Source organism: Kitasatospora setae KM-6054, from assembly GCF_000269985.1.
Taxonomy (GTDB): Bacteria; Actinomycetota; Actinomycetes; order Streptomycetales; family Streptomycetaceae; genus Kitasatospora; species Kitasatospora setae.
In genome coordinates this window covers 3,746,004-3,764,823 of the sequence record NC_016109.1, presented here as the reverse complement: position 1 = coordinate 3,764,823, position 18,820 = coordinate 3,746,004, and the positions used below count along the sequence as shown (strand labels likewise).

Annotated in this window: 22 protein-coding genes; 12 read left to right on the top strand and 10 right to left on the bottom strand. The window is 74.4% G+C overall.

The window, feature by feature from the left end:
• Positions 1-36: 36 nt before the first annotated feature.
• The 3 genes from hemC (at position 37) to hemB (ending at position 3,678) form a co-directional block, all read left to right on the top strand.
• On the top strand, positions 37-1,011 hold the full coding sequence (hemC, locus tag KSE_RS16605; RefSeq protein ID WP_033257785.1) for a hydroxymethylbilane synthase: 975 nt from the start codon (positions 37-39) through the stop codon (positions 1,009-1,011).
• Positions 1,008-2,627, top strand: coding sequence for a bifunctional uroporphyrinogen-III C-methyltransferase/uroporphyrinogen-III synthase (locus tag KSE_RS16600; RefSeq protein ID WP_014136477.1), 1,620 nt, complete (start codon positions 1,008-1,010; stop codon positions 2,625-2,627). The genes hemC and KSE_RS16600 overlap by 4 nt, the downstream gene beginning before the upstream one ends.
• 70 nt (positions 2,628-2,697) lie before the next feature.
• Complete coding sequence (gene hemB / locus KSE_RS16595) at positions 2,698-3,678, top strand: porphobilinogen synthase (protein ID WP_014136476.1); 981 nt, start codon at positions 2,698-2,700, stop codon at positions 3,676-3,678.
• Positions 3,679-3,702: 24 nt separating this feature from the next.
• On the opposite strand, the gene KSE_RS16590 is transcribed toward hemB, so the two are convergent.
• The 4 genes from KSE_RS16590 to KSE_RS16575 form a co-directional block, all read right to left on the bottom strand.
• Positions 3,703-4,281, bottom strand: coding sequence for an RNA ligase family protein (locus KSE_RS16590; protein ID WP_014136475.1), 579 nt, complete (start codon positions 4,279-4,281; stop codon positions 3,703-3,705).
• Between the two features lie 174 nt (positions 4,282-4,455).
• On the bottom strand, positions 4,456-4,713 hold the full coding sequence (locus tag KSE_RS16585) for a hypothetical protein (RefSeq protein WP_014136474.1): 258 nt from the start codon (positions 4,711-4,713) through the stop codon (positions 4,456-4,458).
• A gap of 201 nt (positions 4,714-4,914) precedes the next feature.
• Positions 4,915-5,259: a hypothetical protein gene (locus KSE_RS16580; protein WP_014136473.1), complete on the bottom strand. Its 345-nt coding sequence runs from the start codon at positions 5,257-5,259 to the stop codon at positions 4,915-4,917.
• A 148-nt stretch (positions 5,260-5,407) separates the two neighbouring features.
• Positions 5,408-5,752, bottom strand: coding sequence for a hypothetical protein (locus KSE_RS16575; protein WP_014136472.1), 345 nt, complete (start codon positions 5,750-5,752; stop codon positions 5,408-5,410).
• Between the two features lie 267 nt (positions 5,753-6,019).
• Here KSE_RS16575 and KSE_RS16570 point away from each other — a divergent pair, with 267 nt between their 5' ends.
• The gene (locus tag KSE_RS16570) at positions 6,020-6,727 is read left to right on the top strand and encodes a hypothetical protein (RefSeq protein WP_014136471.1); all 708 of its coding nucleotides are present in this window, start codon (positions 6,020-6,022) and stop codon (positions 6,725-6,727) included.
• A gap of 87 nt (positions 6,728-6,814) precedes the next feature.
• Here the strand turns inward: KSE_RS16570 and KSE_RS16565 are convergent, their stop codons facing one another.
• From KSE_RS16565 to KSE_RS16555, 3 genes are all read right to left on the bottom strand, one after another.
• A complete protein-coding gene (locus KSE_RS16565) occupies positions 6,815-7,198 on the bottom strand; it encodes a hypothetical protein (RefSeq protein WP_014136470.1) in 384 nt (127 codons plus the stop codon).
• 127 nt (positions 7,199-7,325) lie between these two features.
• Positions 7,326-7,613 carry a chaplin gene (locus tag KSE_RS16560; RefSeq protein ID WP_014136469.1) on the bottom strand — a complete coding sequence of 96 codons (288 nt, stop codon included), beginning with the start codon at positions 7,611-7,613 and terminating at the stop codon, positions 7,326-7,328.
• Positions 7,614-7,702: 89 nt separating this feature from the next.
• On the bottom strand, positions 7,703-7,945 hold the full coding sequence (locus KSE_RS16555; protein WP_014136468.1) for a chaplin: 243 nt from the start codon (positions 7,943-7,945) through the stop codon (positions 7,703-7,705).
• 449 nt (positions 7,946-8,394) lie between these two features.
• On the opposite strand from KSE_RS16555, the gene KSE_RS16550 reads away from it, so the two are divergent.
• Positions 8,395-8,634: a chaplin gene (locus KSE_RS16550; protein WP_014136467.1), complete on the top strand. Its 240-nt coding sequence runs from the start codon at positions 8,395-8,397 to the stop codon at positions 8,632-8,634.
• A 99-nt stretch (positions 8,635-8,733) separates the two neighbouring features.
• Here KSE_RS16550 and KSE_RS16545 read toward each other — a convergent pair whose 3' ends face one another.
• A complete protein-coding gene (locus KSE_RS16545) occupies positions 8,734-9,312 on the bottom strand; it encodes a DUF4291 domain-containing protein (protein ID WP_014136466.1) in 579 nt (192 codons plus the stop codon).
• Between the two features lie 90 nt (positions 9,313-9,402).
• Here KSE_RS16545 and KSE_RS16540 point away from each other — a divergent pair, with 90 nt between their 5' ends.
• Positions 9,403-10,377: an N-acetylglucosamine kinase gene (locus KSE_RS16540; protein WP_014136465.1), complete on the top strand. Its 975-nt coding sequence runs from the start codon at positions 9,403-9,405 to the stop codon at positions 10,375-10,377.
• A gap of 28 nt (positions 10,378-10,405) precedes the next feature.
• Here KSE_RS16540 and KSE_RS16535 read toward each other — a convergent pair whose 3' ends face one another.
• Positions 10,406-10,906, bottom strand: coding sequence for an ATP-binding protein (locus KSE_RS16535; RefSeq protein WP_014136464.1), 501 nt, complete (start codon positions 10,904-10,906; stop codon positions 10,406-10,408).
• 170 nt (positions 10,907-11,076) lie between these two features.
• Between KSE_RS16535 and KSE_RS16530 the strand changes: the two genes are divergently transcribed.
• Both KSE_RS16530 and argS (KSE_RS16525) read left to right on the top strand, forming a co-directional pair.
• Positions 11,077-11,835: a GntR family transcriptional regulator gene (locus tag KSE_RS16530; protein WP_014136463.1), complete on the top strand. Its 759-nt coding sequence runs from the start codon at positions 11,077-11,079 to the stop codon at positions 11,833-11,835.
• Between the two features lie 135 nt (positions 11,836-11,970).
• Positions 11,971-13,734, top strand: a complete 1,764-nt coding sequence (gene argS, locus KSE_RS16525) for an arginine--tRNA ligase (RefSeq protein WP_014136462.1) — start codon at positions 11,971-11,973, stop codon at positions 13,732-13,734.
• 48 nt (positions 13,735-13,782) lie between these two features.
• Here the strand turns inward: argS (KSE_RS16525) and KSE_RS38525 are convergent, their stop codons facing one another.
• Entirely contained in the window at positions 13,783-14,793 is a 1,011-nt protein-coding gene (locus tag KSE_RS38525) for a LuxR C-terminal-related transcriptional regulator (RefSeq protein ID WP_148283108.1), read from the bottom strand.
• A 134-nt stretch (positions 14,794-14,927) separates the two neighbouring features.
• Here KSE_RS38525 and KSE_RS42825 point away from each other — a divergent pair, with 134 nt between their 5' ends.
• Genes KSE_RS42825 through argS (KSE_RS16505) form a run of 4 tightly spaced genes read left to right on the top strand, consistent with a single transcriptional unit; the run spans position 14,928 to position 18,809 of the window.
• Positions 14,928-15,101 carry a hypothetical protein gene (locus KSE_RS42825; RefSeq protein ID WP_157850038.1) on the top strand — a complete coding sequence of 58 codons (174 nt, stop codon included), beginning with the start codon at positions 14,928-14,930 and terminating at the stop codon, positions 15,099-15,101.
• A gap of 50 nt (positions 15,102-15,151) precedes the next feature.
• Positions 15,152-16,321, top strand: a complete 1,170-nt coding sequence (locus KSE_RS16515; protein ID WP_014136460.1) for an aldehyde dehydrogenase family protein — start codon at positions 15,152-15,154, stop codon at positions 16,319-16,321.
• Positions 16,322-16,356: 35 nt separating this feature from the next.
• Positions 16,357-17,313 (top strand): iron-containing alcohol dehydrogenase, encoded by a 957-nt coding sequence (locus KSE_RS38520; protein ID WP_014136459.1) that lies wholly within the window; start codon positions 16,357-16,359, stop codon positions 17,311-17,313.
• Positions 17,313-18,809, top strand: coding sequence for an arginine--tRNA ligase domain-containing protein (gene argS / locus KSE_RS16505; protein ID WP_014136458.1), 1,497 nt, complete (start codon positions 17,313-17,315; stop codon positions 18,807-18,809). Before KSE_RS38520 ends, argS (KSE_RS16505) begins: the two co-directional genes overlap by 1 nt.
• The last annotated feature ends 11 nt before the right edge of the window (positions 18,810-18,820 follow it).

The window sequence follows — 18,820 nt, the reverse complement described above, 5'->3', positions numbered from 1 at the left end:
CCGTCAGCCCCCCAGCACGACCAGGACGATCGCCTCATGAACGGTCCAGAGACAGTGACGCCGCTGCGCCTCGGCACCCGCCGCAGCGCCCTCGCCATGGCCCAGTCGGGCATGGTGGCCGAGGCGGTGGCCGGGATCACCGGCCGCCGGGTGGAGCTGGTCGAGATCACCACCTACGGGGACGTCTCCCGCGAGTCGCTGGCCCGGATCGGCGGCACCGGGGTGTTCGTCTCCGCCCTGCGCGACGCCCTGCTGGAGGGCCGGATCGACCTGGCCGTCCACTCGCTCAAGGACCTGCCCACCGCCGCCCCCGCCGGGCTGCTGCTGGCCGCCGTCCCCGAGCGCGAGGACGCCCGGGACGCGCTGGTCGCCCGCGACGGCCTGACCCTGGCCGAGCTGGTCGGCAAGAGCACCGGCCGCGCCGTCCGGGTCGGCACCGGCTCCCCGCGCCGGATGGCCCAGCTGAACGCCTGGGCCCGGGCCCGCGGCGCCGAGCTGGAGACCGTGGCGATCCGCGGCAACGTCGACACCCGGATCGGCTTCGTCGCCTCCGGCGAGCTCGACGCCGTGGTGCTGGCCACCGCCGGCCTCAACCGGCTCGGCCGCGCCGCCGAGATCACCGAGCACCTCGACACCGAGCTGATGCTGCCCGCCCCCGGGCAGGGCGCGCTCGCCGTCGAGTGCGTCGACCCGACCCTGGCCGCCGTCCTGGCCCGGCTCGACCACCGCCCGACCCGGGCCGCCGTGGTCGCCGAACGCGCCCTGCTCGCCACCCTGGAGGCCGGCTGCTCCGCCCCGGTCGCCGCGCTGGCGACCTGGGCCGGCACCGAACTGCGCCTGGACGGCGTGGTCGGCAGCACCGACGGCACCGAACTGATCAAGATGTCCGCCAACGGCCCGCTCGTCCCCGACGGGACCGCCGAGGAGCAGGCCGCGGCCCTGGGCCGCGCCCTGGCCGCCCGGCTGCTCGACACCGGAGCGGCCGACCTGATGGGGGAGCGCGCCCGATGACCGCCGCCGGATTCCACCCGCCCGCAGGGCGCTGCACCTTCCTCGGAGCCGGCCCCGGCGACCCCGGACTGCTCACCCTGCGCGCCGTCGACGTGCTCGGCACCGCCGACGTGCTGATCGCCGACCCGCTGACCGCCGCCGCGGTCCGCACCCACTGCCCCAGCGGCGTCCAGGTCATCGACCCGGCCGACGCCGGCAAGGAACTGGCCGACCTGGCCGCCGACGCCGTCAAGGCCGGCCGCCACCTGGTCCGCACCGTCGACGGCGACCCCGGCCTGGACGGCTGCGCCGCCCAGGAGATGCTGCGCTGCGCCAAGGCCGGTGTGCCGTTCGAGGTCGTCCCCGGCGTCGCCCAGTCGGTGGGCGTGCCCGCCTACGCGGGCGTGCCGTTGCGCGGCGGCCAGGGCGCCGACGTCCGGTTCGTGGACGCCGAGGCGCTGCTGGCCGGCCAGGTCGTCGACCTGGGCGTGCCGGAGACCACCCTGGTGGTCCGCACCACCCTGGGCCAGCTGCCCGCGACCGCCAACGCGCTGGTCGCGCACGGCCGCAAGCCCGACGCGGCGCTCTCCGCGACGCTCTCCGGCACCACCACCCGGCAGCGCACCTTCACCTCCACGCTGGCCGCCATCGCCGCCGACCTGAAGGCCGCCCGGGTGCTGCCCTCGCCGGTCTCCGCCCCGGTGGACCCGGCGACCTCGGTGATAGCCGTGGTGGGCGCGCAGGTCGCCCACCGGGCCTCGCACTCGTGGTTCGAGACCAAGCCGCTGTTCGGCTGGAACGTGCTCGTCCCGCGCACCAAGGAGCAGGCCCACGGCCTCTCCGAGCAGCTCCGCTCGTACGGCGCGGTGCCGCAGGAGGTGCCGACCATCGCGGTCGAGCCGCCGCGCACCCCGCAGCAGATGGAGCGGGCCATCAAGGGCCTGGTCACCGGCCGCTACGAGTGGATCGCCTTCACCTCGGTGAACGCCGTCAAGGCCGTCCGGGAGAAGTTCGAGGAGTACGGCCTGGACGCCCGGGCGTTCGCCGGCATCAAGGTCGCGGCGGTCGGCGAGACCACCGCGCAGGCGCTGGTCGACTTCGGCGTCAAGCCCGACCTGGTGCCCTCCGGCGAGCAGTCCGCCGCCGGCCTGCTGGAGGACTGGCCGCCGTACGACCCGGTGTTCGACCCGATCGACCGGGTGCTGCTGCCGCGCGCCGACATCGCCACCGAGACCCTGGTGGCCGGCCTGGTCGAGCTCGGCTGGGAGGTCGACGACGTGACCGCGTACCGCACGGTGCGCGCCTCGCCGCCGCCGGCCGAGACCCGGGAGGCGATCAAGGGCGGCGGCTTCGACGCGGTGCTGTTCACCTCGTCCTCGACCGTCCGGAACCTGGTCGGCATCGCCGGCAAGCCGCACAACGTGACCGTCATCGCCTGCATCGGTCCGGCCACCGCCAAGACGGCGGAGGAGCACGGCCTGCGGGTGGACGTGATGGCCCCGGCCCCGTCCGCGTCCGCGCTCGCCCAGGCGCTGGCCGACTTCGGGGCCACCCGCCGGGACGCCGCCACCGCGGCGGGCGAGCCGGTCTACCGGCCGAGCGAACGCCGCCCCGGCTCGCGCCGCAAGGCGCGCTGACCCTCCGGTCGGGGGGGAGGCCCTCGGGCCTCCCCCCGACGCATTCTCCGTGACTCAGGGAGCCTTCGAAGTGTCCGCCGAATTCCCGTCCGTCCGCCCGCGCCGGCTGCGCTCCACCCCGGCGATGCGCCGCCTGGTCGCCGAGACCCGGCTGCACCCGGCCGAGCTGGTCCTGCCGGTGTTCGTCCGCGAGGGCATCACCGAGCCGAAGCCGATCACCTCGATGCCCGGCGTCGTCCAGCACACCCGCGACACCCTGCGCCGGGCCGCCGTCGAGGCCGTCGAGGCCGGCGTCGGCGGCCTGATGCTGTTCGGCGTCCCGGAGGTGCAGGACGCCACCGGCACCGAGGGCACCAACCCCGAGGGCATCCTGCAGCTCGCCATCCGGGACGTGGTCTCCGAGGTCGGCGACCAGGTGGTGGTGATGTCCGACCTCTGCCTGGACGAGTACACCGACCACGGGCACTGCGGGGTGCTCGCCGCCGACGGCTCGGTCGACAACGACGCCACCCTGGAGCGCTACGCCGAGATGGCCGTCGTCCAGGCCGACGCGGGCGTCCACCTGGTCGGCCCGTCCGGCATGATGGACGGCCAGGTCGCCGTCATCCGCCGGGCGCTGGACGCGGCGGGCCACCAGGACACCGGCATCCTCGCCTACACCGCCAAGTACGCGTCCGCGTTCTTCGGCCCGTTCCGGGAGGCCGTCGGCTCCTCGCTCAAGGGCGACCGCAAGACCTACCAGCAGGACCCGGCCAACGCCCGCGAGTCGCTGCGCGAACTCGCCCAGGACGTCGCCGAGGGCGCCGACCTGGTCATGGTCAAGCCCGCGATGTCCTACCTGGACGTGCTGCGGCAGATCGCCGACGCCTCCCCGGTGCCGGTCTCCGCCTACCAGGTCTCCGGCGAGTACGCGATGGTCGAGGCCGCCGCCGCCAACGGCTGGATCGACCGCGAGCGCACCATCCTGGAGACCCTGACCTCGATCCGCCGGGCCGGCGCCGAGCAGATCCTCACCTACTGGGCGGTCGAGGCCGCCGGGATGCTGCGCTGACGGCGGGCCCGCCTTGACGGACCGTCAGGCGCGCCCGGGCCGGGCGGACCCGGGGAAGTCCTTCCGCTTGATCTTGGCGCGCCGCCCGTCCGGGTGGTGGAACACGATGCCCTCGGCGAGCGCGCCCGGCGCGAACCGGCTCTCCAGCTCCGCCAGGTACGCCCGCAGGCCCGGGTAGTCGCGCGGCACCCCCTCGTACACCGGCGCCTCCCGGTCGAACGGCAGGCACAGGTGCCCGTCCAGCCCGAGCGGGTTGCCCTGGATCCGCGGGCCCAGCGCCTCGCACGGGTGCTCGCCGTCCGGCCAGCCGGCCACGTCGGTGCCCCGGGCGGCGGCCAGGATCCAGCGGTCCTCGGCGGCGTCCTCGGCGGTGTCGGCGTACCAGCCGTCCACGATGCCCGCCTTCTTCTGCGCGGCGCTCGGGTTGCGGCGCTTCTCCACCCGCACCAACTGCCCGGCGCGGACCGTCAGTCGGACGTTCGTGCCGTCCAGCTTCTCGGTCGCCGCGCCCTCCCCGGCGAACACCCAGGCGCACTCGGCGCGCGGGCGGTCCACCACCCGGAAGGCGCCGTCCCGCTCGAACAGCGTCGGGATCTTCTCCATGACCGTTCTCCCCTCCGTGGCCGGTCCGGTCGGCCAGTCTTCCGGCCGGCACCGACCGGGGCAACGGAGTATCGGCGCGCGGGCGTTGGCGGGGCGGGCGTCCGCGCAGGGCGGGGACGGCGAAGGGCGCGGCGGCCGCCGACGGCCTCCGCGCCCAGGGGGGTTGTCGCGACGTCAGTCGATCGCGACGATGCCGCCCTCGCCGCCGCCGACGGCGGTGTCGGTGGCCCAGCCGTAGCCGCCGCCCGCGGTGAAGATGTGCGAGGTCTCGGCGAAGCCCGCCCAGTGGCCGGCGACGAAGGGCTCGTCGGCGGTGGCCACGCCCTCCTGGCCGCCGCCGACGGCGACGTGCGCGTAGGCGGGGGCGGCGATGCCGGCCAGCGCGAGCGCGGCGACGGTGGTGACGACGGCCTTGCCCAGCTTGCTCTTCATGGGAGTTCCTCTCTGCGTCATGGGGAGTGCTTCTACGTGATCACAGGGGTGCGGCTGGAGCGGCGCTGCACGCGCCCACCGGTGCTCCGATCACCCGAACGCGCCGCAGACGGACGGGTTTCCGGGAGCGGCCGGAGACGTGGAACCGCCGGGCCCGCGGGATCGCTCCCCCGGACCCGGCGGTCGGTTGCGACCGGGAGGTCAGCCGATCAGGTGGCTGACGCCACCGTCGCCGCTGCCCACGGTGTTCTGGCCCACGACGCAGGTCTGCGACGGCTTGTTGTCCAGGACGTCGGCCTCGATCGGCACCGCGACACCGATGACGGCGACGGCGATGTTGTGCACCTCGGGGAGGCACAGGTTCGGGTTGTCCAGGGTGTGGAAGTTCGGGCTGTGGTTGCCCGAGGTGCCAGTGGCGTTGGTGCCGCCGTTGCCCTGGACCGAGGTGGCGGCGCCGTCCGCGTCGCCGATGGCCATCGCCGGGGAGGCGATCGTGGCGAGACCGGCGGCGGCAACGCCGGCGGCGGCGAGAGCCTTCTTGATCATTGGGTTTTCCTTTTCGGATCTGATGGAGTGGAGCGCCGGACCGGTGCGTGGCTCGCGCCGGGTCCTGTGACCGCCGGGCCGGGGGAGCGGCCCGGCGGGTGGTGCCGCGCGGAGCGTGGGGCTCCGCGCCGGGGGCAGTGACGGTGGGTCAGCCGACCAGGTGGGAGACGCCGCCGTCGCCGCTGCCGAGGGTGCCCTGGCCGACCACGCAGGTCTGCTTGGGCTGGTTGTTGAGCGCGTCGACCTCGACCGGGACGGCCACGCCGAGCACGGCGACACCGATGTTGTGGATCTCCGGGAGGCACAGGTTCGGGTTGTCGGCGAAGTGGAAGTTCGGGCTGTTGTTGCCCCAGGTGCCGGTGGCGTTGGTGCCGCCGTTGCCCTGGATCGAGCCGGCCGAACCGTCCGCGTTGCCGATGGCGACGGCGGGGGTGGACACCGCGGCCAGCGCTGCGGCGGCCAGGCCGACGGTAGCGAAAGTCTTCTTGAGCATGGTGGAGATACCTCTCTGAAATGCCGTTCGAGGGGTGCTGCCCCGTCGTCGTCGGGATCAAAGAATGGCGACTCGGAAAGTTACGGGTTCTTGGGGAAATTCGTCATCGATCTCGGCTTTCCCTGCGCGCCGGTCGGATTGTCGACCATGCGGAGATCGGATTATTCAGCCGTTCCGGTTAACTCCCGCTATCCGCACCGGAGCTGGCTCGTTCGCCAGGGTGCCCACAGGCACTCGAACCAATTTCCCGAACGAACGGCGAACACGATGAAGCTCTCCAAGCGGGCGACCGGCGCCCTGCTGCTGGCGGTCGGCGCCGGCGTGGCGGCGGCGCAGGGCGTGGCCCAGGCGGCCCCGAAGACCCCGGCCGAGGTGGCCGCGATCGAGAACGGGCTCGCCACCCAGGAGGTGCCGTTCACCATCCCGCTCAGCGCGGCCACCGCGCCGCTCCCGCTGCTGCCGGACGGCGGCGAGGTCCACGGCGGGATCCCGACCTCGCCGCTGATGCCGCCGACCGAGACCGGCCAGAGCCCGACCCAGCCGATCCCGGACCACGTGGTGCCCTCCCTCAACGGCGGCAAGGCCGGCCCCTCGCTGGGCGCCGTGCTGCCGCTGCCCGAGGTCGACCGGAGCACCGAACTCGGCGCCCTCGGCGTGGACGCCCCGGCCGCCCCGCTCAGCCTGGGCGGCCCGGCGGTCGGCCTCGGCCAGCCGGTCTCCTTCGTGCGGGGCGAGAGCGGCCAGCTCACCGACGCCGCGCTGACCCTGGACAAGGTCGACCCGCACCTGGTGACCGCGCCGGTCCAGGCCGTCCCGGGCGCCAGCGCCTCGCTCGGCGGCGAGCAGGACCAGATCTCGGTCACCGACTCGGTGAAGAACCTGGCCGGCACCACCACCGCCACCACCGGCGAGATGCTCAACCAGGCCGACCCGGTGGGCGTCCTGGCCGGCGGCCTCGACCAGGCCCGGTTCTGACCCGGCCTCCCCCCTCGCACGCGCGACGGCCCGGGCCCCCGGCTGGGGAACCCGGGCCGTCGCGCGTGCGGGGCCGGAGCGGCGGGCTCAGCCCGGCAGCACGCCGAGCAGCGGGCCGGCCAGCGGCAGGTCCTTCGGGCCGCCGCCGCCGGACAGCGGGGAGGTCAGCGGGGCGGTGCCGACCGGGGCGACCCCGTTGTCGGGGACGACCGCGACGCCGTTGTTCAGCACGTCCGCGCCGGAGCCGGCCCACGGGTCGAGCCGCAGTTCCTTCACCGGCGCGACCGCGTAGCCGAGCGCGCTGGTGGTGCCGGTGAGCGCCTGCTGGGCGTCGGTGTTCTGCAGGTGGGTGGTGGGCGCGGGGAGCCCGTCGAGCGCGGCGGGCTCGGCGTGCGCGGCCTGGGCGGTGACGCCGCCGAGCAGCATCGCCGCGCCGAGCGCGGCCACGGCGCCGGTGGTCTTCCGGGTCATCGGCCAAATCCTTACGGGTGGGGTGCCGGGTGTGGTGTCCCGCGAGGGCGCGGGGGCGGAACGCGGGCGGCCCCCCGGCCGCGGGGCCGGGGGGCAGTCTGCACGGGAATGCCTGTCAGCGGGGACTTCAGCAGTCCTCGTCCACCGGCGCCGGGTGCACGTGCTCGACCGGGGCGTCGACGTTGGCGCAGGAGTTGCCGAACGCGGGGTTCAGCAGGCCGATGACGTTGACCGAGTTGCCGCAGACGTTCACCGGGACGTGCACCGGCACCTGCACGGCGTTGCCGGACAGCACGCCGGGGGAGTTGGCGGCGACGCCCTCGGCGCCGGCCGAGGCGTTGGCCAGACCGGCGGAGCCGAGGACCAGGCCGGCGGCGGCGGCCGACAGGACGGCGGCCTTCTTCACGTTCTGCATGGGGGTTGATCTCCTAGATCACACAGGGAGTTGGTGCGCCGCACCGCACCACGGGGGTGCGGTGCGGCGCTGGCGCTGCGTCAGGCAGTTCAGCCGACGTTGGCGCAGGAGTTGCCGAACGCCGGGTTCAGCAGGCCGATGACGTTGACGGTGTTGCCGCAGACGTTGACCGGGACGTGCACCGGGACCTGGATCAGGTTGCCGGAGAGCACGCCGGGGGAGCCGGCCGCGACGCCCTCGGCGCCCGCGGAGGCGTTGGCCAGACCGGCGGAGCCGAGGACCAGGCCGGCGGCGGCGACGGACAGGACCGCGGCCTTCTTGAAGTTGCGCATAGCTTTCTTCCTCACGTTCTGCCCGACTTCGGATGGTCGGGTGCCGGGCGATTGGCATCATCGCCCGGTGTTTTCCGGATGCGCCGTGAATGTCACTCACGCGGCCCAACACCCTCGTGTCGCCCGTGGCTTGGGCGATCCGTGCCGCGTCGGGGTGCGCCCGCGACCACTCGCTCACGGCGGGGAGCGGTCGCTTCGCGGCGCTTCCAGGGCGGCCAGGTGGCTGCCTGTGGAGCGGTGTTCGTCAGCAAGAACGAGTCGGCGCGGCCGGGGAAACGGGCGGATCCACCGATCACCCGAATGCGGCGGATTAGGCCGAGTGGGTGATTGTTCGGGGGCGTGCGCAACTGTGCCGGGGCGGCTTCGTTGGCCTGGTGCACGTCCCGTGTGCTTCCTTCCGGCAGCCCCCGGCGCGGCAATTGGAAGATCTGATTTATCGAGGAGACTCAATGAGCATCAAGAAGGCTGCCGCCGTCGGCGCCGCTGTCGTGGGCATCGTCGCCGCCGGTGCGGGCTCCGCCATGGCGAGCAGCGGCGCCGAGGGCGTCGCCGCCGGCTCCCCCGGCGTGGCCTCCGGCAACGAGATCCAGGTTCCGGTGCACGTCCCGGTCAACCTGTGCGGCAACTCGGTGGACGTCATCGGCGCCCTGAACCCGGCGTTCGGCAACTCCTGCGCCAACGTCGGCTGACGCGCGGCCCCTGGTCGGCGAGCCGCCGACCGCACCCTCCTGGCGGGGTGCGGTCGGCGGCTCGACTGCTGTGCGGGGCCTCCCCGCCGGTCCGGAAGCTCAGGACGCCCCCAGTCGGACGGCCGCGCCCGCGGGCAGCGGGTACGGCCGCTCCGGCGGCAGCAGCCCCGGGTCCCGGGTCGCGTGCAGGGCGCGGGCCAGCGGCGTCAGGTCGTCGATCCGCACCAGCCACTCGCCCAGGTAGCGCTCCACCAGCGAGCCGCTCAGGCCCAGTTGCAGCGAGCGGTGCGCCAGCGGCCGCAGCTCCAGGTCGCGCTCCGGATCCCACTGCGCCCGGCCCTCGGAGCGCCGCAGCTCCCGCTGCCACTCGGCCCGCGACGCGTGCACCCCCCGCTCGTACGAGCTCAGCACCGCCGCCTCCAGCGCCGCGTCGAACCCGGCCCGCCACAGCACCACCCCCAGCACCCGCTGCTGCCCCTCGCTCCTGGCCCAGTCGCTGCGGTGCATCAGCCACCGGAACGACGGCTTCACCCACGTCATCCGCCCCGGGTCGAACGCCGCCGGGAACCGCCCCCCGGCCACCGCGGGCTCCGCGATCTCCGGCCGGAACGCCTGGTAGACCGTCACGGTCTCCTCGTCGTACCGCGCCCTGACCTGCCTCTTCGGTGTCTCCGTCACCCGGCCGATCCTGCCCGGGGCGGGCGGGGGACGGTACCGGTTTTCCGGGCCCGCCTAGCATGGGGACCTCTCTGCCAGGAGGTGTGCGCGGTGGCCGGTGCGGCGTTGGTGCTCGGGGTGGACGTCGGCGGGACCAGCACCCGGGCGGTGGTCGCCGCACTGGACGGGCGGGTGCTCGGCCGGGCCCGGGGCGCGGGCGGGAACCCGGTCGCGCACGGGGTGGCCGCCGCCGCGCGCGAGATCGGCGGCACCGTGCGGGCCGCGCTCGACGGGATCGACCCGGGACGGGTGACGGCCGGGGTGCTGGGCCTGGCGGGCGGACTGGTGGTCCGGCCGGACTTCACCGGACTCTGGGACGGCCTCGGGCTCGGCGCCCACCCGGTGCTGGTCAACGACGTGGTGCTGGCGCACGCGGCCGGCACCGCCGAACCCGACGGGAACGTGCTGCTCAGCGGGACGGGCGGGATGGCCGCCGAGATCCGCGACCACGAAGTGCGCCGCACCGCGGACGGCCACGGCTGGCTGCTGGGCGACCGCGGCTCCGGCGTCTGGCTCGGCCGGGAGGCCGTCACCGGCGCCCTCGCCGCCATCGACCGGGACGAACCGCTGACCGGCCTGCACGCGGCCCTCGCCGTGGAACTGACCGGCCCGGACGGCCCGGGCGCGGACCCGCGCTCCGCCCTGATCGCCGCCGTCCACGCCCAGGCCCCGACCCGGCTGGCCCGGCTCGCCCCGGTCGTGCTGGCCCGCGCCGAGGCCGGCGACCCCGCCGCCCGCGCCCTGGTCGACCGGGCCGCCGACCACCTGCTCGACACCCTCGCCCTGCTCCGCCCGCCCGGCTCCGCGCTGCCCGTCGTGCTGGCCGGCGGCCTGCTCACCGCCGGCACCCCGCTCGCCGCCCGACTCCGCGCGCTGCTCGCCGCCCGCTGGCCCGCCGCCCCGCTCCGCACCGCGGGCGACGGCGCGGGCGCGGCGGCCTGGCTGGCGGCCCGCGGGCTGGGGCACGGCACGCCGGAGCTGCACCGCGCGCTGACGGCCGCGCCTCTGGGCGACCCGTCGATCTGACGACGCGTCGGCCCGGCCGACCGGCCGGCTACTGGCAGGTCATCGCCCAGGGCGCGACCCCGCCGTGCGGGGTCTTGCGCGGGGTGCCGTCCCGGGGGCCGGGGATGGGGCGGGCGGCGGCGCCCGGGAGGGCGATCTCGGCCCAGACCCACTTGCCGCCGCGCTTGCGGACCACGCCGTGGGCGAGGGCGAGTTCGGCGACCAGCAGCAGGCCGCGGCCGGACTCGGCGTCCTCGTCGGGCAGGTCGGCGGCGGTGGGCAGGACGGGGAGGGCGGGGGAGGAGTCGTAGACCTCGATGACGGCGCGGTGGTGCAGCGGGTCGGCGTGGACGCCGACGGTGACGGCGGGGCCGGTGGCGTGGCGCACGGCGTTGCCGAGCAGTTCGGAGGTGACCAGGTCGAGGGCGAAGCGGGTGTCCTGGTCGAGCGGGGTGTTCCAGGCGGTGAGGAGGTCGCGGACCCGGCGGCGTCCGGCGGCGACGGTGGCGGGCTCGCGGGGCAGTGAGAACCATCGACGGTGGACGGACATGGCGGGCTCCTCACGCGGTTTCGCCCGATGGGCGGAGACTCGGCAGCCGATATGAGGGTATGTCAGATCCCAACATCTCTAGACAACCTGAAATCTCTAGAGATGTCAATGCGTCAGGGGTCACATCCCGCGTAGGATGTCTAGAGAAGAGGGGAAGGAAGTCCGCCGCCATGACCAGTCACCCACCCGCCCCGCAGCCCAAGTACCAGCGGATCGCCGAGGACCTCAGGCGCGACATCGACTCCGGCCGCTACCGCCCCGGCGACCGGCTCCCGGGCGAGAACGACCTGATGGCGACGTACGGCGTGGCCAGGATGACGGCCCGCCAGGCCCTCGGCGTCCTCAAGGACCAGGGGGTGGCGGAGGCCCGCCGGGGCGTCGGCGTCTTCGTCCGGGAGTTCCGGCCGATACGGCGGCGCGGCATCCAGCGGCTCTCCGGCCGCACCTGGGGCGGCGGCGAGTCGGTCTGGTCGGCGGACATAGCCTCCCGCGAGCTGACGGTCGACCAGCTGAGCGTGACCGAGCGCGGGGCGCCCGGGCGGATCGCCGCCGTGCTCGGCCTCAAGGGCGACGAGCCGGCCTGCGTGCGCAGCCGCCGCTTCGTGCTGGACGGCAAGCCGGTGCTGCTCTCCGACTCGTACCTGCCGGCCGCGTTGGTCGCCGGCAGCCGGATCACCGACCCGGACACCGGCCCCGGCGGCACCTACGCCCGGCTCGCCGAACTGGGGCACAAGCCGGTGCACTTCCAGGAGCAGATCCGCTCCCGGATGCCCGCCGGCGACGAGGCGGAGCGGCTGGCGCTGGCGCCCGGCACCCCGGTGTTCCTGGTGCACCGGATCGCGTTCGCCGAGGACGGGCAGGCGGTGGAGGTCAACGAGATGGTGCTGGACTCGGCCTCGTACGTCCTGGAGTACGACTTCGACGCCTGAGGGCCGCCCGCGCCTTCCGGAGGCGCGCCTCGGCCCATCTGGTATGTGATATATTACCTAGCTCGGAAGTCTGCCGGGTCGGCGGCCGACGGCGGCCGACGACCCGGGGCGCACAGCACTGGGGGGAAGTCGCACGTGACCGAGGTACTCGCCGCGATGGGTCTGGCGGAGCGCGCGGTGCGGGAGGCGATGGCCCGCGTCCTGCCGGAGGACCTGTCCGGTCGGGACGCGCTGGTCCGGCCGTCCGAGCACGCCGACTTCCAGTCGAACGTCGGACTGGCCCTGGCCAAGGAGGCCGGTCGTCCGCCGCGCGACCTGGCCGAGGCGCTGCGGTCCGAGCTGGCGGCGGGGCCGTTCGCGGCCGACGTCTCGGGGCCGGGCTTCCTCAACCTCCGCCTCGCCGACCGCCTGCTGTGGGCGCAGGTGACGGCCCGGCTGGCCGCCCCGCGGCTCGGTGTGGGCCTCCCGCTGGCGGGCAGCAGGACGGTCATCGACTACTCGGCGCCCAACATCGCCAAGGAGATGCACGTCGGGCACCTGCGCACCACGGTCATCGGCGACTCCCTGGTGCGGGTGCTGTCCTTCCTCGGCGGGGAGGTCGTCCGGCAGAACCACCTCGGCGACTGGGGCACCCAGTTCGGCATGCTGATCCAGTACCTCGACGAGCACCCGGAGGCCGGCTGGCACGGCCGGGCCGAGCAGGGGGACGCCGCCGCGCAGGTGGCACTCCTCGACACCCTGTACCGGGCGGCCCGCAAGGAGTTCGAACGGGACCAGGACTTCGTCGAGCGGGCCCGCGGCCGGGTGGTCGCGCTGCAGTCCGGCGACGAGGCGACGACCGGGGCCTGGCGGGAGCTGGTGGCGGTCTCCACCGCCGCCTTCCAGCAGCTGTACGACCGGCTCGGGGTCCTGCTGACCGAGGCGGACTCGGCCGGCGAGTCCACGTACAACCACCTCCTCGACGAGGTCGCCGAGGAACTGCTGCACAGCGGTGCCGCGGTCGAGAGCGACGGCGCCCTCTGCGTCTTCTTCGAGGACGTGACGGGACCGGACGGCGCCCCGGTGCCGCTGATCGTCCGGAAGAAGGACGGCGGCTACGGCTACGCGGCCACCGACCTGGCCACGCTCCGGCACCGGGTCCGGGAGCTGCGCGCCGACCGGATCCTCTACGTCGTCGACGCCCGGCAGTCGCTGCACTTCAAGATGGTCTTCGCCACCGCCCGCCGGGCCGGCTGGCTGCCCGCCGGGGTGGAGGCCGTGCACGTCCCGTTCGGTACGGTCATGGGCCCCGGGGGAACGCCGTTCAAGACCCGGGAGGGCGGCACCGTGCGGCTCGCCGAGCTGCTGGACGCCGCCGTCGCCGCGGCCCACCGGGCGGTCGCCGACAAGCCGCACGAGCTCTCCGAGGCGGAGCTCGACGACGTCGCGCGGGCGGCCGGCATCGGAGCGGTCAAGTACGCCGACCTTTCGACGTCGCGCACCAAGAACTACGTCTTCGACATCGACCAGATGGTCTCGCTCCAGGGCAACACCGGGGTCTACCTGCAGTACGCCCACGCCCGGCTGCGCACCCTGCTCGGGAAGGCCCAGGCGGTCGACCCGGCCCCGGAGGTCGATCCCGGACTGCCGCTCGAACCCGCCGAGCGCGCCCTGATCCTGCAGCTCGAGGGCTTCGGGCAGGTGCTCCGGGAGGTGGCCGACGAGGCCGAGCCGCACCGGCTGGCCGGGTACCTCTTCGCCCTGGCGAAGGCGCTCACCGAGTTCTACGGCAGTTGCCCCGTCCTGAAGGCCGACACCCCGGCCCGCCGGGCCAACCGCCTGGCGCTGTGCCGCCTCACCGCGGACACCCTCGCGCAGGGCCTGGACCTGCTCGGCCTGCGCGCCCCCGAGCGGATGTGACCGGGGTCCGTCTTCCCGGCCGGACGGGCCGGGAAGACGGACCCCGGGTCAGGCGTCGGAGGGCGAGAGCTCGATGACGCCCCGCTCCACCGCCATCACCGCGGCCTGGAACCGGCTGGTCGCGCCCAGGTCGGAGATCGCGGTCGAGAGGTGGCGGCGGAACGTCCTGGTGGACATGCCCAGCCGGCGCGACGCCGTCTCGTCGGTCAGGCCCAGGGCCAGGGCGTGCAGGACGGCCCGCTTCACCTCGTCCAGTACCTCCTCCCGCACCGCTTCGGTGGCGGTGAAAGGCGTGGCCGAATCCCACAGCCGCTGGAAAAGATCGACGACGAACCCGATGGTGCTCGGCGACATGATGGCGACCCCGGCCGGCGGGCCCGAATTCGTGAGGCGACGGGGTATGACGCAGACACGCCGATCGATGACGACCATGCGGTCGGGCAGCACGTCCACGGTGCGGACTTCTCCGCCTGCGGCGCAGAGGGACGACACGAAGGACTGCATGGCGAGCGATCCGCGCGCCGTGTGCTGGTAGAGAATTCTCCGGCTGATTCCCCGGCCGAGCATTTCCAGCTCCTGGGAGAGCACGGAGTCGAGGGTGGACGGATTGCGCACCCCGCCGGGTTGGACGGTCAGTACCTCGTGCTCGGCCCGCTTGATCTCGCCGGCGAGGAACGCCGATACCTCCGAGGCTTCGAGCAGGATTTCGGACGGGTCGCTCTCGCCGTAGTGGGGCAGGCAGGAAAGCATGGACTCCCGCAATTCCTCCAGGCCGGTCAGGCGCTCCCGCGCGCCCTCGATGGCGTCCCGCAGGGCCAGCTCCGCAGCCACCCCCGGATGGACCGCCACCACTCCCGGCGGCTGGGTGAGGCTCCCCCTGACCAGTCCGAACGCGGAGAGCCTGGCCAGCGAGTCGAGCGTCTCGGCCAACGGTAACCCCACCCGGCGGGCCATGTCCGCGCCGTCCGCGCCGTGCCCCTGGGCCACTGCGGCGTACACCGCGACATCAACGCCGCCCAATCCCGTCGGCGGCCGTTGAAAATCGCCGACATTGTCCATTTTGCCCCCCATTGAGTATTGGCCAGGTCGGGACGTCAATCATAGGCCAAACGGCAGCCCTGGACCGGGTGAAGGCGGTCGGGAAGCATTGCTGTCGAAGGGGGCGGAGACACTGGGATCCGGCCTCGAGGAAAATGATCCATCCGATCAGATTGGATTTTTCGGTGATCCGGGCTTCCCTTTTCGTCGTCACCTTCGCCGCAATCGTTTCCATCTTTGCCGCGCCTTCCTCCGTCCCGTCCGGTGCGGTGGCGGAAAACCGGGGCGCAGTGGTGGTCGGATCGGGTGGCGACATCGGCTGGGACTGACCGGCCGGACCTTCTCGACAGGATCGCCACAAACCGTTCCGGAGGATCTGATGGAAATTCTGAGGAAACTCGAAATCCTGAGAGGGCTGCTCGCCGAGGAGAAACCGGAGCTGATCGCCCTGGCCGCGACGGTGGAGACCGTCCGCACCGCGGAGACCGAGTGGCAGTGGGCCGACGCCGGGCTGGCGCTCGACCGGCGCCAGGTCGCCTGGCTGGCCGGACGGGTGCCGCTGGGCACCGTCCACGTGCGGCTCCCCGCCACCCTCCCGCTCTACTCCTTCGTCCTGTTCGCGGTCGGGGCCCTGCTCCCGGGCAACCGGGTCCTGGTGCGCCCGGCCACCGCCAGCCGGCACGTGGTCGAGCGGGTGGTGTCGATCGCCCGCCGGGCCGGGCTGGACGTGCGGGCCGACCGGGACGACTGGGAGTCGTTCGAGCGGCGGACCGGGGAGGACGCGGCCGGGGTGGTGTTCTGCGGCGGCCCGGCCCGGGCCGAGCGGCTCCACCAGCGGCTCCCCGAGCGGACCCGGATGGTCTACCAGGGGCCGGGGTGCTGCGCCTTCGTGGTGGCGGCCGACGCCGACCCGGCGGCCGCCGCGGCGGCGGTCGCGGCCACCCGGTTGTTCAACAGTTCGCAGGACTGCCTGGCCACCGAGCGGGTCTACGTCGCCGACGCCGTGTTCGACCGGTTCACCGCCGAACTCGACCGGGTCCTGGACGGAGTCCGCTACGGACCGAACACCGACCCCGCCACGGACGTCGGCCCGCTGCTGCTCACCGCGCACGCCGAGGACTGGTACCGCCGGATCACCGACCCCGCCGCCGGCACCGTGCTGCGGGCGGGCGGCCGGATCGGCCCCGACCTGTACGAGACCTCCGTCCTGGAGGCCGCCGCGGACAGCGCCGTGGTGCTGGAGGAGAAGTACTGCCCGATCCTGCCGCTGGTCCGCTACCGCTCCGACCGGGAACTGCGGCAGATGCTCGAACTCGGCGACTTCGCCCTCGGGCTCACCGTCCACGGCCGGATGCCGTCCTTCGGGACCCTCGACTTCGGCCACGTCGCGATCGGCTCCACCCAGTACGACCAGGAGAACGCGATGGCGTCGTTCGGCGGCTACCGCCGCACCACGTTCGTCCGCCAGGCCCGAGGAGTCCGCCCGGGGCCGGCGCTCGTCCCCTTCGAGATGTCCGCCCCCGCCGGCCGACACCTCCCCCGCTCCTGAGCCCGCTCCCGAGCCCGTTCCGACGGAGGACCACCATGCCACCCACCCACGACCGGATCCGCGTCATCGAGGGCCTCGACCGGCTCGGCCCGATCGGCCGGACCGACCTCGTCGTCACCTCGCCGCGGGCCTGGGCCGCCGCCGCGCCCCTGCTCGGCGCCGGGGCGGCCCGGATCGAGACCGGCCCCGCACCGGTGCCGGACGCCGGAACCACACGGATCCTGGCGGTCGGGGCGGGCGCGGTCATGGACCGCGCCAAGGTCGCCGCCGCCGACGCGGGACTGCCGCTGCTCACCGTGCCGACCCTGCTGTCCACCGACGCCGCGTTCAGTCCGGTCGCCGCCCTGCGGGTCGGTGACGCGGTGGAGTACCGGGAGACCGGCCTGCCCGACGCGGTCGTGCTGGACCGGGCCCTGCTGGCCGCCGCCCCGCCCGCCGGCCACCGGTGGAGCACCGGCGACCTGCTGAGCGTCGAGTCGGCCGTGCGGGACCGCCTCCTGGCGCACCAGGTGGACGAACCGCTCCTGCGCACCGCGCGGGACCTGGTCGACCGGACCCTGGCCGGCCTGCACGACGAGGCACCCGACCCGTCCGGGACCGCCGCGCTGCTGATCGCGAAGGTGGAGGCCGGCCTGCGGACCGGCGACGCCTGGTTCGAGGAGGGCACCGAGCACTACCTGGCCTACCAGCTGGAACAGGAGACCGACGCGGTCCCCTGGCACGGCGAACTGCTGCTCGCGCTGATGCCGGTGTGCGCCGTCCTCCAGGAGTGGGCGCCCGAGCGCTCCGCGCGGATCGCGGACGCCCTCCGCCGCCGGGGACTCGACCGGCCCGGCGCGCGCCTGCTCCCGGCCGTGGACTTCCGCCGGCTGCTGGCCGGGGCGCCCGGGTACTGCGCCGCCCACGGCCTCACCAACACGGTGCTGCTGCACCGCCCGCCCACCGCGGCGCGGTCCGAGGCCGCGGTGGCCGCCTGGGAAGGAGGCTGGTGATGCGGGACCGCGACCACTCCCTCCCGGTCAACCCGCTCCTGCGGGAACTGCTCGGCGACCACGCCGACCCGGCCCACGCCGTCCACTGGAACCGCGACGGCCGGCTGCACTACCGCGACCGGACCGGCGCACCCCGGCAGGCGCCCCTGCCCTGGCACGAACTCGGCGAGTACGCCCGCTCCTTCCAGCACACGTACTGGAAGGAGTGGAGCACGCACCTGCGGGGCCGACGCGTGATCGTCGAGCACACCAGCATCAACCCGGTGCACCCGATGCACCTCGGGGCGCTGCGCAGCACGCTGATCGGCGGTTCGCTGGCCCGACTGCTCCGCTCCGCCGGGGCCGAGGTGCGGGTGCACTACTTCGTCAACGACCACGGTCGCCAAGTGGTCCTGCTGGACTGGATCATGGCGCGCACCCGGACCCGGGCGATCCCGCCCGGGATGCGCTTCGACACCGCGGCCGGCGTGCTGTACGCCCTGGTGAACATGGTGCTGGGCGAACGCGCGGCGGACATCGAGCGGCTGACCGCGGCCCACCCCTGGCTGGACCGCGCGGTGCCCCCCGAACTGCGGGACCCGGTCGCCCTGCGGGCCCGACTGGCGGACCCCACCGACCCCCGGCCCGGATTCGTCGACCGGATGGTCGACCTGGCGGTCGCCGACATGGGGCTCGTGCACGCCGAGGTGGACCACTTCGAACGGGAGAGCGCCGTCACCGGCCCGCTCGACTCCCTGCTGCACGAACTGCTCGCCGAACACCCCGCGGTGGCGGTCAACGGCACCTGGTGCCTGCGCCGTCCGGACGGCCTGGTGCCGGTGGCCCGGGCCAACGGGTCCTCGCTGTACTTCCTCCGGGACGTGGCCAACAGCCTCGCCCGCGACCCGGCCGCCGACCTGATGCTGCACGTCATCGGCGACGACCAGACGCTGCTGCAGCGAGCCCTGCGCGACGTGCTGGCGGCCCGCGGGCGGACGTCGGAGCACGTGGCGTTCGGCACGATCCACGACCGCGGCCGGAAGTTCTCCTCCCGGCAGAACCGGCTCATCACGGTGGCCGAGGTGGACCGCGAGGACGCGGACCGACTCGCCTCGACCGCCCTGGAGATGATGCTCCGCCGGCCCCGCCGGGCCCTGGACGTCGGCGCGCTGACCGGCCGCCCGCACCGGCGGGTGGCCGAGGCGCTGGAGCTGGCCTCGCACGGGACGGGGGTCGGCCCGGAGGCCGGCCTCCCGCACCCGGCCGCCCGCGAACTGGCGACGGCCCTGCTGCGGAGCCTCGGCGCGGCGCACGGCGCGCTCCACCTGCGCAGCCCGCACCCGCTCGCCCGCTACCTGGTGGACCTCGCCACCGCCTACCGCCGCGCCGCGCGCGCCGGGGCCGTCCCGCCCTGGGCCCGGGAGTGGTTCCTGCACACCCACGAACAGGTGAGCGGCCTGCTCGGCCTCCGGGCCGACCGCTCGCACGACACCGCCGGCTCGGTCCGAGCCGCCTGAACCGATCCCAG

Excerpts from the sequence above, each read along its gene's own strand:
- hemC (WP_033257785.1), top strand. The coding sequence starts at position 37 with ATGAACGGTCCAGAGACAGTGACGCCGCTGCGCCTCGGCACCCGCCGC.
- KSE_RS16600 (WP_014136477.1), top strand. The coding sequence starts at position 1,008 with ATGACCGCCGCCGGATTCCACCCGCCCGCAGGGCGCTGCACCTTCCTC.
- KSE_RS16590 (WP_014136475.1), bottom strand. The coding sequence starts at position 4,281 with ATGGAGAAGATCCCGACGCTGTTCGAGCGGGACGGCGCCTTCCGGGTG.
- KSE_RS16585 (WP_014136474.1), bottom strand. The coding sequence starts at position 4,713 with ATGAAGAGCAAGCTGGGCAAGGCCGTCGTCACCACCGTCGCCGCGCTC.
- KSE_RS16580 (WP_014136473.1), bottom strand. The coding sequence starts at position 5,259 with ATGATCAAGAAGGCTCTCGCCGCCGCCGGCGTTGCCGCCGCCGGTCTC.
- KSE_RS16575 (WP_014136472.1), bottom strand. The coding sequence starts at position 5,752 with ATGCTCAAGAAGACTTTCGCTACCGTCGGCCTGGCCGCCGCAGCGCTG.
- KSE_RS16570 (WP_014136471.1), top strand. The coding sequence starts at position 6,020 with ATGAAGCTCTCCAAGCGGGCGACCGGCGCCCTGCTGCTGGCGGTCGGC.
- KSE_RS16565 (WP_014136470.1), bottom strand. The coding sequence starts at position 7,198 with ATGACCCGGAAGACCACCGGCGCCGTGGCCGCGCTCGGCGCGGCGATG.
- KSE_RS16560 (WP_014136469.1), bottom strand. The coding sequence starts at position 7,613 with ATGCAGAACGTGAAGAAGGCCGCCGTCCTGTCGGCCGCCGCCGCCGGC.
- KSE_RS16555 (WP_014136468.1), bottom strand. The coding sequence starts at position 7,945 with ATGCGCAACTTCAAGAAGGCCGCGGTCCTGTCCGTCGCCGCCGCCGGC.
- KSE_RS16550 (WP_014136467.1), top strand. The coding sequence starts at position 8,395 with ATGAGCATCAAGAAGGCTGCCGCCGTCGGCGCCGCTGTCGTGGGCATC.
- KSE_RS16535 (WP_014136464.1), bottom strand. The coding sequence starts at position 10,906 with ATGTCCGTCCACCGTCGATGGTTCTCACTGCCCCGCGAGCCCGCCACC.
- KSE_RS16530 (WP_014136463.1), top strand. The coding sequence starts at position 11,077 with ATGACCAGTCACCCACCCGCCCCGCAGCCCAAGTACCAGCGGATCGCC.
- KSE_RS38525 (WP_148283108.1), bottom strand. The coding sequence starts at position 14,793 with ATGGACAATGTCGGCGATTTTCAACGGCCGCCGACGGGATTGGGCGGC.
- KSE_RS42825 (WP_157850038.1), top strand. The coding sequence starts at position 14,928 with ATGATCCATCCGATCAGATTGGATTTTTCGGTGATCCGGGCTTCCCTT.
- KSE_RS16515 (WP_014136460.1), top strand. The coding sequence starts at position 15,152 with ATGGAAATTCTGAGGAAACTCGAAATCCTGAGAGGGCTGCTCGCCGAG.
- KSE_RS38520 (WP_014136459.1), top strand. The coding sequence starts at position 16,357 with ATGCCACCCACCCACGACCGGATCCGCGTCATCGAGGGCCTCGACCGG.
- argS (WP_014136458.1), top strand. The coding sequence starts at position 17,313 with ATGCGGGACCGCGACCACTCCCTCCCGGTCAACCCGCTCCTGCGGGAA.